The following is a 14,038-nucleotide window of genomic DNA, read 5'->3' as shown; positions in this document are numbered from 1 at the left end:
CCGTCCCGGCTGTGGTGGGCATGGGATGGTCCCGCTCCGCATAGGCGGGGAAGGGGTGGCTCAGGGCTTAGTGGTTCCGGTGGTGGCCATGTTCATCATCGACCGAAACTGCTCGGTCGCCTGAACGCCAAACGACGCCCAGGTTCTCATCAGCTCCTCGGGCTGCATCCGGGCCATGTTCTCATCCATCCGCCGCTGCATCTCTGCGACGAGATGATCGTTGAGAGGGGCGACATCGGGCAGACCGAGAAAGGTCCGGGCTTCCGCTGGGGTACAGTCGATCTCGACATTGATCTTCATGGGGCGCTCCCTAGTTTCACGTGAAACAGTGGCGATATGCGAAGGGGGCCGCAAGGGCCCCCTTCCAGTTTCCGGCGATGTTGGACCAGCCTATTCGGCCGACGCCTTCTCGCGCTCGGCGGCCAGCTTGTCGGTGATGTCCTCACCGGTCTCCTGATCAACCACCTTCATCGACAGCTTGGTCTTGCCGCGATCGTCGAAGCCGAGGAACTTCACCTTCACGGTGTCGCCTTCGTTGACCACATCACTGACCTTGGCGACCTTGCGCGGGGCCAGTTGGCTGATGTGAACCAGACCGTCCTTGGCACCGAAGAAGTTCACGAAGGCTCCGAAGTCGACGACCTTCACGACCTTGCCGGTGTAGATGGCGCCGGGCTCCGGCTCCGAGGCGATCGACTTGATCCAGTCGCGCGCAGCGTCGATCTTGGACTGCTCCGAGGCCGCAATCTTGATCGTGCCGTCGTCGCCAATGTCGACCTTGGCACCCGTTTTCTCGACGATCTCGCGGATCACCTTGCCGCCCGAACCGATCACTTCGCGGATCTTGTCGGTGGCGATCTTGATTGTCTCGATCTTCGGCGCGAACTCGCCCAACTCGGTGCGGGCACCGTCGATGGCCTTATCCATCTCATCGAGGATGTGCAGACGGCCGGCCGAAGCCTGGGCAATCGCCTTGCGCATGATCTCCTCGGTGATGCCGGGGACCTTGATGTCCATCTGCAGAGAGGTGATGCCCTCGCGCGTGCCGGCGACCTTGAAATCCATGTCGCCCAGGTGGTCTTCGTCACCCAGGATGTCCGACAAGATGGCGTATTCACCCGACGGCTCGAGGATCAGACCCATGGCGATACCTGAAACCGGGCGGGCCAGCGGCACCCCGGCGTCCATCAGGGCCAGCGACGACCCGCAGACCGTGGCCATCGAGGACGAGCCGTTCGACTCGGTGATCTCGGAGACCAGGCGGATAGTGTAGGGGAAATCTTCCTTCGACGGCAGCATCGGGCGGATCGCGCGCCAGGCCAGCTTGCCGTGGCCGATCTCGCGACGACCCGGAGAGCCCATGCGGCCCGCTTCGCCGACCGAATAGGGCGGGAAGTTGTAGTGCAGCAGGAAGCTCTCCTTGTACGTCCCCTGCAGGGCGTCGATCCACTGCTCGTCTTCGCCGGTGCCGAGGGTGGCGACGACGATGGCCTGGGTCTCACCGCGGGTGAACAGGGCCGAACCGTGGGTGCGCGGCAGAAGGCCGACTTCCGAGACGATGTCGCGAACCTTGTCCAGCGCGCGACCGTCGACACGGTGGCTGTTCTCGATAATGTCGCGACGCAGGACGTCGGCTTCGCATTCCTTGAAGGCGGTGCCGAACTTGGTGGCGTCGACGCCATCCGGATTGTCATCCGAGGCGACGAGGGCTTCGGCGGCCTTCTTCTTGGCGGCACCGATGGCTTCCTGGCGGTCCTGCTTCTTGGTCAGGGCGTAGGCGGCCTTGATGTCATTGCCGACCAGGTTCTTGATCGAAGCGACGATGTCCGAGACATCGGCCGGCACGAAGTCGAACGGGTCCTTGGCGGCGTGCTCGGCCAGCTCGATGATGGCGTCGATCACCGGCTGCATCGACTGGTGCGCAAAGACCAGGGCGCCGAGCATGGTGTCGTCCGGAAGCTCCTTGGCTTCGGACTCGACCATCATCAACGCGTCCTGGGTGCCGGCGACGACCAGGTCCAGGCTGCTGTCAGCCATCTGGTCGAGCAGCGGGTTCAGAACATACTCGCCGTCGATATAGCCGACGCGCGCGGCGCCGATCGGGCCCATGAAGGGCACCCCCGAAAGGGTCAGGGCGGCCGAGGCGGCGACCATGCCGACGATGTCGGGATCGTTCTCCATGTCGTGCTGGAGCACGGTCACGACGACCTGGGTCTCGTGCTTGAAGCCCTTGACGAACAGCGGCCGGATCGGACGGTCGATCAGGCGCGAAACCAGGGTCTCCTTTTCCGACGGGCGGCCTTCACGCTTGAAATACCCACCCGGGATCTTGCCGGCGGCAAAGGTCTTTTCCTGGTAGTTGACGGTCAGGGGGAAGAAGTCGACGCCGGCCTTGGGCGACTTGTTGAAGACGGCGGTGGCCAGAACCACGGTGCCGCCATAGGTGGCCAGGACCGCGCCATCGGCCTGACGGGCGATACGCCCCGTTTCGAGCGTCAGCGGGCGCCCGGCCCATTCGATGGTCTTGCGTTTGATATCAAACATTTTTCTGATCTTTCAGGAGGCCCACGGGCGAATTCCTCGCGGGCGACGGACGGGAGGGACTTCAGTCCTTCAGTCCAGTGAGCCGCCGGTCCCAGGACCAGCGATTTGGAAGTTGAGGACCGTTGGGGCCCTCGCGAGATCACCGACCTGAACGGCCGATGGAAATGCGAAAGGGGCCTGACGGCCCCTTTCTGGTGGATCCGGCCTTAGCGGCGCAGGCCCAACTTGGCGATAAGGGCCTGATAACGGGCCTCGTCGGTCTTCTTGAGGAAGTCCAGCTGACGGCGGCGCTGGGAAACCAGCTTCAGAAGGCCGCGGCGGCTGTGATTGTCCTTCTTGTGAGTCTTGAAGTGCTCGGTCAGGTTGACGATCCGTTCGGTCAGGATCGCGACCTGGACTTCAGCCGACCCGGTGTCGCCCTCTTTGCGGGCATTGTCGGCGATGACGGCGCTCTTGCGCTCGGCGGTAATCGACATCGAAAACTCCTTAGGTCTGGAGATTGAAAACGCGGTCCGGCTCAAGCCGTCCGGCCTTCAGGCTGCACAGGGCCACCGGCTCATTTCCCTGGACGGCGGAAACGGTCTGCGAGCCGGCCGAAAGCCGGGCCTGGATCGCTTCCATTTGCCGGGGAAGGAGAACGATGGATCGTCCCTGCCTCAGCCGGAAGGCATCTTCGTCGGTCACGGCCAGGTCCGGGATGTCGTCCAGAGCGGTCGTGATCGGAAGCAAGCCCTCCGAGGCGGCGCCCCTATGCACCAAATCCTCGAGGAATTCCAGCCCTACCGCGTTTTCCAGGCCGAAGGGGCCGACCCGTTCGCGCCGGAGCAGAGAGACATGACCCTCCGCTCCAAGAACCGAGGCCAGGTCGCGCGCCAGCGACCGGATATAGACACCCTTTCCCGTCAGGACGGTGATCTCGATATGGTCGAGGTCAGGAACGGCTGTGACCGATGCCTGATGGATGGTGACCGGCCGGGACTTGAGTTCCACCGTCTGGCCGTCACGGGCCAGATCATAGGCCCGCGCACCATCGACCTTGATGGCCGAAAAGGCCGGAGGGACCTGATTGATGTCGCCGACGAAGGCGGTCAGCGCCGCCGCGACCTGTTCAGGGTCGGGGCGAACATCGGAACGGGCGACGACTTCGCCTTCGCGGTCCTGGGTGGTGGTTGACGCCCCCCATTCGATGACAAAGCGATAGGTCTTTCGGGCGTCCTGCATGAAGGGCACGGTCTTGGTCGCCTCGCCCAGGGCGATGGGCAGGATGCCGGACGCCAGGGGGTCGAGGGTTCCGGCGTGTCCGGCCTTCCGGGCGTCGAAGAGCCGCCGAACGCGGCTGACCGCCTGGGTCGATCCCATCTCCAGGGGCTTGTCGAGACAAACCCACCCATGGACCGGCAGACCGCGTTTGTGGCGACCCATCAGTCCTCGTCGCTCCGTTCGAGGTCGGCCCGCACCCGCGGATCATTGAACAGACGGTCCATATGGCTCGCCGCATCGAAGCTCTCGTCGTGCCGGAAGCGCAAATCGGGCGTGAACTTCATGTCGATGTGTCGGCCCAAGGCCCCACGGATGAATTTGGCATGACCATTCAATGCCTTGACGATCTCGTCGATATGATCCCCGACCTCGGCGTCGGCCACGCCCGCGCCAAGGGGCTCGACGAAACAGGTCGCATGTTTGAGATCCGGGCTCAGGCGAACCTCGGTCACCGTCACCGACACACCCTTGAGGGCTGGGTCGTGAATCTCTTCCTCACGCAGGACTTCAACCAGCGCATGACGGATCAGTTCGCCGGCGCGTAGCTGGCGCTGCGAGGGTCCGGTGGTGTTGCGATCATGATGGCGATGGCGGCTCATGGCACGCTCCGTAGACGGGCGGCACCGGGGATCGGACCCGGTTGACGCGGAAAAAGGGGCGGGGTCTAGGCCCTGGGCGACGACTTGTCCAGTCAGCAGCCCGAAAGGCGCGGCTGACCCGAGGCCCGATAGGTCCCCGCGTCGGTGAGGATCCAGGTCGCCTTGGCTTCCGAGGCCCCGGAATACTGGACCGCGAAATCGCGCCCCGCCCGCCCGGCTTCCGGTTCGCCCTGCCAGCCCTGGCCAGAACCGGATGCCTCAAAGCCCAGTGGCAAATTCACAACGCGCAAGACAGGCTGGCTCGGCGCGAGCTCAACGATCTGGGCGACGGAACAGGCTCCGGTGCGACCCTCGGTCCGTGTGGTGACCACAACGGCAGGGGCGGGCATCAGGTCGCGGTGGACGGTGAAGGTCGGCGGTTGGCCGTTGACGCCGCCGGCAATAAACAGGGGCTCGGCCCCCACGCGCCGGAAACCGTCGGCCGTTCGAGTCAGATAATGAAAGGCGAGGACCCCCTTGCCGGTGCTGCCCTGGCCATAGCCGCGCGACACCAGCGCATAAAGGTCCGTCGAGAGCTGGATGACGTCGCCATCCCGGAATTCGTAGCTACCGGCGGTGGGCTCCGGCCAACGAACATCCTCCTCGTCATTCAAGCGGGGATCAGAGGCGGTTACGGGTGCGGCCGCCTCCCAGGCCGCGAAGAAGGCGCGGGTGTCTGCCTCTTCGGCGGTCAACTCTGGCGTCGCGATCTCGTCTTCGGCCGCTCCGGTCGAGACGGCCTCGTCTTCCTTGGCCTCGGATTGCCCCTGACAGCCTGCCATGCCCAGGGCCAGGACCAGACTCGTCAGGACTGCCAGACTACGCATCGGATCAGATTCTCTCCCCGCTGTGGGCCCCGTCGCTTCCGCAATAGCCACTATGCGACATCCAGCCCAGCGAGATAGTGATTTCTGTCGGAAAACGACCGATCCACACCGAATGAACCGGATCTACTGAGGCGGGCGCGCGGGGATCAGGTCGGGCCGCGTCGGTGCGCGCGCGTCCCACTCGCCCCGATAGCGATACTCCATGGTCCGGCACAAAAGAACCTGACCACTGGCCCCCTGGCCGACGGCATGAACCGTGAGGTCCCTCACCGCGCGGATACGTCCCATGATCAGCCAGACCGTGGTTGCACCGGGGCACAGGGCCCGGCCCAGCGCGGCACCCTGACCTTCCGGCATGACCCGATAGACGTTGGACTCGTCGGCTCCGTCCGGCAGCACGGCGCGCGTGCCGCCGGGCAGCTCGTCACGCTCAAGACTGGCAGACCCGGCTCCGACCGTAGAATACAGGCGTTCCGCCCGCACACCGCCGAACAGGCCCCGCTCGACCTGAAGCGTAATCCCGCGCGTCATCAGCCTGGCGGCGTCATTGGCAGGGTCAAAGGCGAAATATCGGTCCTCGGCCCGAGCGGGTGCAGCCAAGGCGATCAGGGGCAAGACGAGGAGCAGCAAGCGGCGCATGAGGGTTCCCCTGCCGCTCTCTCGCGGCGACAATGGGGCCGCCGAAGCGACCCCCAGAGCCTGATTCAGCTTTCCGTTGGGGCCGTGACGCGGTCCCAACGGAAATCACCATACTCTAGTCGAGGGTCCGGGCGACTTCCTCGAGATTGAAGCACTCGATGAGGTCGCCGACCTTGATGTCCTGGAAGCCCTGGAAGTGCATGCCGCACTCATAGCCATTGGTGACTTCCGCCACATCGTCCTTGAACCGCTTGAGCGTCTGCAGGGTGCCCAGTTCGAGCACCACCACGTCGTCGCGGACGATACGGACGCGCGCACCCCGGCGAACAACGCCCTCGGTGACGCGGCAGCCCGCGATGCGACCAACCTTCGAAATATCGAAGACCTGAAGCACCTCGGCATTGCCCAGGAAGGTTTCGCGCTGGATCGGCGACAGCAGGCCCGACAGCACGCCCTTGAGGTCGTCCAACAGGTCGTAGATCACCGCATAGTACCGGATTTCGACGCCTTCACGCTCGGCCAGTTCGCGCGCCTGTTTCGACGCACGAACATTGAAGCCGATGATCGGCGCCCCGGCACCCTTGGCCAGGGTGACATCGCTTTCGGTGATGCCGCCGACGCCGGACAGGATCACGCGGGCGCGCACCTCGTCGGTCGCCATCTTGTCCAGCGAGCCGATGATGGCCTCACCCGAGCCCTGGACGTCGGATTTGAGAATGAGCGGCAGCTCTTTGAGCTTGTTGGTCTGTAGCTTGGACATCATGTCCGACAGCGACACAGCGGCGACCGGGGAAACGGCCAGATCGCGGCGCTTGCGCTCGCGGTGGTCGGTCAGCTCGCGGGCGCGCGCCTCGTTTTCGACCGCGGCGAAGGCGTCGCCAGGCGACGGGGCTTCATCCAGGCCGAGGATCTCGACCGGCGTGGCCGGACCCGCCTCGGTCAGCTGAGCATTGCGCTCATCCAGCAGGGCTCGAACCCGACCCCAGGATGAGCCTGCCACGACGACATCGCCACGCTTGAGCGTGCCGCGTTTGACCAGAACCGTTGCCACCGGACCCCGGCCCTTGTCGAGCTTGGCCTCGATGACCACGCCATCGGCGCTGCGGTCCGGGTTGGCCCTCAGGTCGAGCATCTCTGCCTGGAGAAGGATGGCGTCCACCAGATTCTCCAGGCCTTGACGGGTCTTGGCCGATACCTCGATGATCTGGGTGTCGCCACCGAGGCTTTCGGCCACGATTTCGTACTGGAGCAGTTCATTGACCACGCGCGTGGAGTCCGCGCCGGGCTTGTCGATCTTGTTGACCGCGACGATCAGCGGAACCCCGGCAGCCTTGGCGTGCTGGATGGCCTCGATCGTCTGGGGCATGACCCCGTCATCGGCCGCCACCACCAGAACGACGATGTCGGTGATGTCGGCCCCGCGGGCCCGCATGGCCGAGAAGGCGGCGTGGCCGGGGGTGTCCAGGAAGGTGATGCGCTGGCCGTCCTTCAGGCGAACCTGATAGGCCCCGATATGCTGGGTAATGCCGCCGGCCTCACCCGAAGCCACATCGGTGGTCCGCAGCGCGTCGAGCAGCGACGTCTTGCCGTGGTCGACGTGGCCCATGATGGTGACCACGGGCGGGCGGGGCTCCAGGGTTTCGTCGGCGTCGACGGTTTCGTCGATGAAGCCGTCCTCGATGTCGTCTTCCGAAACGCGCGTGACCTTGTGGCCAAATTCCTGCGCGACCAGCTCGGCCGTGTCGGAATCGATCACATCATTGATCTTGAGCATCATGCCCTGACCCATCAGGAAACGGATGATGTCGACGCCGCGCGTAGCCATACGGTTCGACAGTTCCTGAACCGTGATGACGTCCGGGATAATGACGTCGCGCACAACCTTGGGGGCTTCGGTCTGGCCACCGCGGCGCTTTTCCTTCTCCCGCTCTCGGGCGCGGCGCACCGAGGCCAGCGAACGCATGCGTTCGGCGGCATCCTCATCTCCACCAGCCAGTGCCTGGATCGTCAGGCGGCCTTCGCGGCGCTGGGGCGCGCCCTTCTGACGGCTGACGGCTCGGTCGTCGCCCCCCGCCGGGCGCCGACGAATATCGCGTTCGCTCTCGGCCGGGCGGCGGTCACCGCTCGTACGGCCACCGGCTCCCCGCGACGGGCGAGCCACCTCCGGCGCGGCGGGTGCGTTCTCGGGTGTGCTGCGATAGCCGCCCCCGTCGCGCGACCGCGGAGCCGGGCGCGGGGCCAGGGCCGAATAGCGGACCGTTTCGCCACCGCCGGCACCACCACCGGCACCAGCCGGGCGGGGCCGACCGGCCGGACGCTCGCTCGAGGACTTGCCAGCCAGGTTGCCACCGTCCGTGCGCATGGCATGGCTGGGCCGCTCGCGATCACCACCCCGGTCGGGGCGCGGTGCACGCTGGCCAAAATTGGGCGATTTTTCGCGCGGCGCGCGTTGACCGAAGCCGGCGGTCGGGCGGCGTTCCTGACGCTCGACGGGCTCGACAGCAGGGGCCTCAGTCTTGGCGGGTTCGGCCGGCTTGTTTTCGACCGGTTTGGGTGCCTCGACCTTGACCGGTTCGGCGGCCTTGGGTTCAGCGACCTTCGGCGCCTCAGCAGCCACCTTGGCCGCCGCAGCGGCAGCGGCTGCCGCCTTGGCGCGTTCGTTGCGCTCGGCTTCCTGGCGGACCCGATCCTGTTGCGCGGCCTGAGCCGCCTCAATAGCGCGAACGCGAGCGGCCTGTTCGTCACGCGACAAGCCGCCGGCGTCTGCGGTCGCAGCGGCGGGCGCAGCCGGCTTGGCTGGGGCGGGCGCGCTCGGGCGCGGACGCGCAACATCAAAGCCCTGGGGCTGAGGGCGCGGGCGCGGGCCCGCACCGGCGCGGCGCTTGACCTCAACCTCGACCGTTTTGGAGCGGCCGTGGCTGAAGCTCTGGCGAACCACGCCGCTGGACACGGAGCCCTCCTGGCGCGGACGCAGGCTCAGCGGCGCACGCGGTCCGGTGGCGCTGGGCTTGGGTCCGTCGGTCTTGGGCTTATCGTCGTTCGTATCGCTCATTCGGTCGCTTCGTTCGGCCCGATAGGCAGGGCCATTCTCCAACAAAAAAATCGGGCCGGGACGACAATGTCCCGCCCGCCTCTAGTCTCGTCCACGCCACTCCAAAGGAAGGAGAGGACGAAATCCCGCCAGACGCCGCGCCTCAAAGGCCCACCGTTCAGCCCGCCGTCCCAAAGGAAGGACGTGGTGTATCGCATTTTCGAGGCCCAAGGCCAAACCCAAATCTGAACTGGAGAAAACCCCGCAGACCTCGACGGGTCTTTCAGACTTGTCGACGGCGACCAGAAGTTTGGTCCGCCCGTCCTCGGAGCCGTCGCTCGCCTCGATCAGCCAGGTGGCCCGGCCGGCCTTCAGCGCCGCATGGCATTTCTCAAAGCCAGAGATAAGAACGCCCTCGCGACGCGCCAAGCCCAACTGGTCCAGGCACCGCTTCATCAGGATGCGCTCGATCTGGTCCGACAGGTCCGGCGCGGCCTTGACCCCGGCCTTGGCGGCGCGCGCAAACAGGCCCTTTTTCGCTGCCGTATCAACAGCTTCCCGATTCGCGGCGACCCACAGGCCGCGGCCCGGCAGCTTGCGACCGAGGTCGGGAAAGACCTGGCCGTCGGGTCCGGGCACGAAGCGGATCAGGCAGGCCTCATCCATGACCTGGCCCGAGACCAGATCCTTGCGCTCCCGTTCAGCTGCCGGCGTCTTGCGATCCAAGACGGGCGTCCGAAGAGGCCTTAAGCCTCTTCGTCCTCCTCGGTGACTTCGGCGACCGCTTCAGCCTCTTCGGCCTCTTCGTCGCCGAATACGGCCTCGGCCTCGTCATAGCCCTCTTCGGCGTAGTCCTCTTCGTACTCGGGCTCGGGCTGCGGCAGGTCCGAGGCGTCGATCCAGCCGGCCGCGACGCGGGCCTGCAGGATCAGCATCTCGGCGTCCTCGGTCGACAAGGCGGCCTGTTCCAGAACGCCCGGGACGCGCACGCGCTCGCCGTCCTTGAACTCAAAGCCCCCACGCAGTTCGTCCGTGGCCAGTTCCGCCAGGTCCTCGACGGTCTTGACCCCGGCCTCGCCCAGCCAGACGGCCATCTGAAGGGTGACACCCGGGACGTCCATGACGGCATCGTCGACGCCCAGTTCCTTGCGCTTGGCATCCATTTCGGCAGCCTGACGCTCCAGGAAGTCGGTGGCGCGGGCCTGGATCTCGGCGGCGGTATCCTCACCGAAGCCTTCGATCTCCGAGATCTCATAGGCCTCGACATAGGCCACGTCCTCAACGGTGGCGAACCCTTCGGTCACCAGCAGCTGGGCGATGACCTCATCCACATCCAGGGCTTCCTGGAACAGGGCGGTCCGCTCGGCGAACTCCTTCTGGCGACGCTCTGAATCCTGGCTCTCGGTGATGATGTCGATCTGCCAGCCGGTCAGCTGCGAGGCGAGACGCACATTCTGGCCGCGACGGCCAATGGCGAGCGAGAGCTGTTCGTCCGGGACGACGACTTCAACGCGGCCCTCGTCCTCGTCCATGACGACTTTGGACACCTCGGCCGGAGCCAGGGCGTTGACGATGAAGGCGGCCTCGTCAGAATTCCACGGGATGATGTCGATCTTCTCGCCCTGCAGCTCGGCTACAACCGCCTGCACGCGAGAGCCGCGCATACCCACACAGGCTCCGACCGGATCGATCGAGCTGTCGTTCGACAGAACCGCCATCTTGGCGCGCGAACCCGGATCACGAGCCGCCGCGCGGATCTCGATCACACCGTCATAGACTTCAGGCACTTCTTGGGCGAACAGCTTGGCCATGAAACCCGGATGGGCTCTGGACAACATGATCTGCGGGCCCTTGGTCTCGCGCCGGACGTCATAGATGTAGGAGCGAATGCGGTCGCCCATGTTGAACTGTTCGCGTGGGATCGACTGGTCGCGGCGCATGACGCCCTCGCCCCGGCCTAGGTCGACGATGACATTGCCGTATTCGACGCGCTTGACCGTGCCGTTGACGATCTCGGTGACGCGGTCCTTGAACTCTTCGTACTGGCGCTCACGCTCGGCCTCGCGGACCTTATGCATGACGACCTGACGGGCCATCTGGGTCTGAACGCGACCAAACTCGAACGGCGGCAGATCCTCGACATATTCCTTGCCGACCTCGGCCTCGGCGTCGGTCTTACGGGCGATGGTCAGGCGGACCATGGCATCGTCGTTGAACTCGGCGGGCTCCATCTCGCCTTCAGCGGCTTCGGGCTCCCAGTCGTCGGCGACGACCGTGACGTGGCGCGTCAGGGCCAGTTCGCCGGTCTTGGGATCGATCTTGGCGCGGATGTCGTGATCGCTGCCGTAGCGGGCCTTGGCCCCTTTGACGATCGCATCCTCGATGGCTTCGATCACGATTTCCTTCTCGATCGACTTCTCGCGCGCGACGGCGTCGGCGATCTGGAGCAGCTCGAGACGGTTTGCGGAAACGCCAGTCAGGCTCATGTCCGTCAGTCCTCTTCAGTCAGGTTTTCGGCGGGGCGCTTGGCGGCCCCGAGTTTCATAAGTTCGTCGTTCAGCACCAGCTTGGCCTCGGCCAGCCAGGCAAAGGGGATCAGGGCCGTCTCGTCCTCGCCGTCCAGGTCGATCAGGATGTCCTCATCCTCGATCCCGGCCAGCCGGCCCTTGAAGCGTTTGCGGCCCTCGACCAGCCGGTCGGTTTCCAGCCGCGCCTCCAGACCCGCAAAGGTCTGGAAATCGGCCAGACGGGTCAGCGGCCGGTCGATGCCGGGCGACGACACCTCCAGCATATATTCGCCGGCGATCGGGTCGGAGGCGTCCAGCACCTCGGAAACGGCGCGCGACAGGGCCGCGCACTGTTCGACATCGATCTCGTGATCGGACGGGCGCTCGGCCATGATCTGCAACCGGCGTCGCTGGGTTCCGCCCATCATCCGCAGGCGCACGATCTCCAGCCCCAGCCCCTCGGCCACGGGCTCGAGCAGCTCGAGCAGCTTGCGATCCTCGCCGGTCTTGGCCTTCACGGTTCCTCAGCCCAACAAAAAAGCGGCCGGCCCGGTGTCGGGACCGCCGCTCTCAGAGGCGTCGTCCGACGCCTGCCGATAACGATGTGAGAGGCCATATAGCGAGGCGCGGGGGCTTTGTCAGCCCCCAACGCCGCCGTACGTCGGAATCACGTCAGTTCGATCGCGCCGAGGAAATCCCGCTTGCCGACATCGACGCCCCGGTTGCGCAGGATCGCATAGGCCATGGAGATGTGAAAATAGAAGTTCGGCAGGGCAAAGCTGGTCAGGAAGCCCTGACCCCGAAAGTTCAGCTCCATCGACGGAACCTTGACCACGATCTGGCGGTTCTCGGCCCCGTCCACGGCGTCCGGTGCCATCTGGCTGATGAAGGACCGGGTCAGGGCGACGGTGGCGCGCAGGTCGGCGATGGAGGCCTCGGTGTCGTCGGTTCTCGGCCAGTCGATCCCGGCCAGCCGCGCCATACAGGCGCGCGCCCCGAAGGCGGCCATGCGGATCTGGTTGGGGAAGGGGTGCATGTCCTCGGCCAGCCGGGCCTCGAACAGCTCGGCTTCGCTCAGGGACGAGGCCTCGGCCTTGTCCAGCAGGTTGGACAGCACGTCCAGACCACGAATGAACAGGGGCGCGGACGCTGAATACAGGGTGATGGCCATGCGCAGTCTCCTGGACCAGGGGGTGACGAACCTGACCTTGCTAGGCCGATCCTGGCGTCGCAGCCAGTCTCAATCAACCATGGCGAAGGCGCGTACCGGAAAGGTCCCAAAGGCCTTCACCTTGGGCGGCGCGGCGAAGAAGCGGAACGGCCCGTCCGGCAGCTGCTCCAGCCCGCGCAGATGTTCGACAATCAGCACCCCCTCGCCCAGCAGCCGCGAATGCACCGGCCGGGTCCGACTGCGGGTGTCGTCGATATTGTGGGAATCGATCCCCACCAGCATTGCCCCGCCCTCGGCCAGCCGGTCCGCCGCCGCCTCGGTCAGGAAGGGGTGGTTCTCATAATAGGCTTCGGTCCGCCAATGCCGGTCCCATCCCGTGTGGACCAGCACCGCCCGACCGGCCACATCCAGTCCCTCGAAAGCATCGACGTCGACCGCGCCGTCGGTCCGCGCCCGCACCACCAAACCCGGCAGATCCACAAGTCGCTCCAGCCCGACATCGGCCAGATCCTCGCCGTCGGCGTATCGGTGAAACGGCGTGTCCAGATAGGTGCCGGTATTGCCCACCAGGGTGATCTGGCCGATCTGAAACTCGGTCCCGGCCTCATAGTTCGCCTGCGATGCCTCGCGGCTCAGGAAGTCACAGACGTGCGGGGCCGGCAGACCCTTGTAGGTGACCAGGCCGTCCTCGATGACGTGGCTGAGATCGATCAGCCTCATGTCCGGGTGAACTCCAGGAAGATCGGCGGGGTGTCGCCAAGCCGCTTTTCCTCGTAGCGTGTGACCACATGATCGGTCGGGGCGGTGCGCCAGTCGTCGGCCTGTTCGGCGCTCCAGGCCAGGCCCGGCGTCCGGTTCAGGATCTCCAGCGCCCAGTCGGCATAGGCCTTCCAGTCGGTGACGAAGCGCAAGCGCCCGCCCGGCTTCAGTAGCCGTACGATCTCTGCGGCGGTTTCCGGCTGGATGAAGCGGCGCTTGTTGTGCCGGGCCTTCGGCCAGGGATCGGGGAACAGGATCATCACCCGGTCCAGCGATCCGTCCGGCAGGGCCGCCATGACGGCGCGGGCGTCATCGGCGTGCAGGCGCACATTCTTCAGGCCGCGCTCGTCGATGTGACGCAGGGCCGAGCCGACGCCGTTCAGAAACGGCTCGCAGCCGACCATCAGGGCCTCGGGGTGGCGCGCCGCCTGTTCGGCCAGATGCTCGCCGCCGCCGAAGCCGATCTCCAGCCAGGCCTCTTTCGCCCCGGGCATCAGGGCCTTGGGGTCGATGGGGCCGTTCGCTGGGTCGGGCACAGCGATATTCGGCAGCAGGCTGTCAAACAAGGCGGCCTGGCGAGGCTTGAGCGTTCGGGAGCGGATGCGCCCAAAGGACCTGAGCGGTCCCCAGGTTGGGGTATCGGACGGGGTCATGGCGAGGAG

The 14,038-nt window shown here is 65.7% G+C and carries 14 protein-coding genes; all 14 read right to left on the bottom strand.

Features of this window, described 5'->3' with window-relative positions:
• Positions 1-60: 60 nt before the first annotated feature.
• The 14 genes from G391_RS0103475 to trmB all read right to left on the bottom strand — a co-directional run bounded on the left by G391_RS0103475 (position 61) and on the right by trmB (position 14,029).
• Positions 61-300: a DUF6489 family protein gene (locus tag G391_RS0103475; RefSeq protein ID WP_029086283.1), complete on the bottom strand. Its 240-nt coding sequence runs from the start codon at positions 298-300 to the stop codon at positions 61-63.
• Positions 301-390: 90 nt separating this feature from the next.
• A complete protein-coding gene (gene pnp / locus G391_RS0103470; RefSeq protein ID WP_029086282.1) occupies positions 391-2,544 on the bottom strand; it encodes a polyribonucleotide nucleotidyltransferase in 2,154 nt (717 codons plus the stop codon).
• A 206-nt stretch (positions 2,545-2,750) separates the two neighbouring features.
• On the bottom strand, positions 2,751-3,020 hold the full coding sequence (rpsO, locus tag G391_RS0103465; RefSeq protein WP_029086281.1) for a 30S ribosomal protein S15: 270 nt from the start codon (positions 3,018-3,020) through the stop codon (positions 2,751-2,753).
• A 10-nt stretch (positions 3,021-3,030) separates the two neighbouring features.
• Positions 3,031-3,966 carry a tRNA pseudouridine(55) synthase TruB gene (gene truB / locus G391_RS0103460; protein WP_029086280.1) on the bottom strand — a complete coding sequence of 312 codons (936 nt, stop codon included), beginning with the start codon at positions 3,964-3,966 and terminating at the stop codon, positions 3,031-3,033.
• Positions 3,966-4,403, bottom strand: coding sequence for a 30S ribosome-binding factor RbfA (rbfA, locus tag G391_RS0103455; RefSeq protein ID WP_029086279.1), 438 nt, complete (start codon positions 4,401-4,403; stop codon positions 3,966-3,968). The genes truB and rbfA overlap by 1 nt, the downstream gene beginning before the upstream one ends.
• A 92-nt stretch (positions 4,404-4,495) precedes the next feature.
• Positions 4,496-5,269, bottom strand: a complete 774-nt coding sequence (locus G391_RS0103450; protein ID WP_029086278.1) for a hypothetical protein — start codon at positions 5,267-5,269, stop codon at positions 4,496-4,498.
• Between the two features lie 123 nt (positions 5,270-5,392).
• Positions 5,393-5,908 (bottom strand): hypothetical protein, encoded by a 516-nt coding sequence (locus G391_RS13705; RefSeq protein WP_051257091.1) that lies wholly within the window; start codon positions 5,906-5,908, stop codon positions 5,393-5,395.
• A gap of 115 nt (positions 5,909-6,023) precedes the next feature.
• Positions 6,024-8,960, bottom strand: a complete 2,937-nt coding sequence (gene infB, locus G391_RS0103440; RefSeq protein ID WP_029086277.1) for a translation initiation factor IF-2 — start codon at positions 8,958-8,960, stop codon at positions 6,024-6,026.
• 81 nt (positions 8,961-9,041) lie between these two features.
• The gene (locus tag G391_RS0103435; protein ID WP_029086276.1) at positions 9,042-9,665 is read right to left on the bottom strand and encodes an RNA-binding protein; all 624 of its coding nucleotides are present in this window, start codon (positions 9,663-9,665) and stop codon (positions 9,042-9,044) included.
• Between the two features lie 20 nt (positions 9,666-9,685).
• Positions 9,686-11,425, bottom strand: a complete 1,740-nt coding sequence (nusA, locus tag G391_RS0103430; RefSeq protein ID WP_029086275.1) for a transcription termination factor NusA — start codon at positions 11,423-11,425, stop codon at positions 9,686-9,688.
• 5 nt (positions 11,426-11,430) lie between these two features.
• The gene (gene rimP / locus G391_RS0103425; protein WP_029086274.1) at positions 11,431-11,964 is read right to left on the bottom strand and encodes a ribosome maturation factor RimP; all 534 of its coding nucleotides are present in this window, start codon (positions 11,962-11,964) and stop codon (positions 11,431-11,433) included.
• A 149-nt stretch (positions 11,965-12,113) separates the two neighbouring features.
• Positions 12,114-12,617, bottom strand: a complete 504-nt coding sequence (locus tag G391_RS0103420; protein WP_029086273.1) for a DUF1993 domain-containing protein — start codon at positions 12,615-12,617, stop codon at positions 12,114-12,116.
• 69 nt (positions 12,618-12,686) lie between these two features.
• A complete protein-coding gene (locus G391_RS0103415) occupies positions 12,687-13,337 on the bottom strand; it encodes a cyclase family protein (RefSeq protein WP_029086272.1) in 651 nt (216 codons plus the stop codon).
• A complete protein-coding gene (trmB, locus tag G391_RS0103410) occupies positions 13,334-14,029 on the bottom strand; it encodes a tRNA (guanosine(46)-N7)-methyltransferase TrmB (RefSeq protein ID WP_029086271.1) in 696 nt (231 codons plus the stop codon). Before trmB ends, G391_RS0103415 begins: the two co-directional genes overlap by 4 nt.
• Positions 14,030-14,038 lie beyond the last annotated feature (9 nt).

It is taken from the genome of Brevundimonas aveniformis DSM 17977 (assembly GCF_000428765.1).
Lineage (GTDB): Bacteria > Pseudomonadota > Alphaproteobacteria > Caulobacterales > Caulobacteraceae > Brevundimonas > Brevundimonas aveniformis.
The sequence above is the reverse complement of the archived record's forward strand: the minus strand, read 5'-3'. Positions and strand labels throughout refer to the sequence as shown.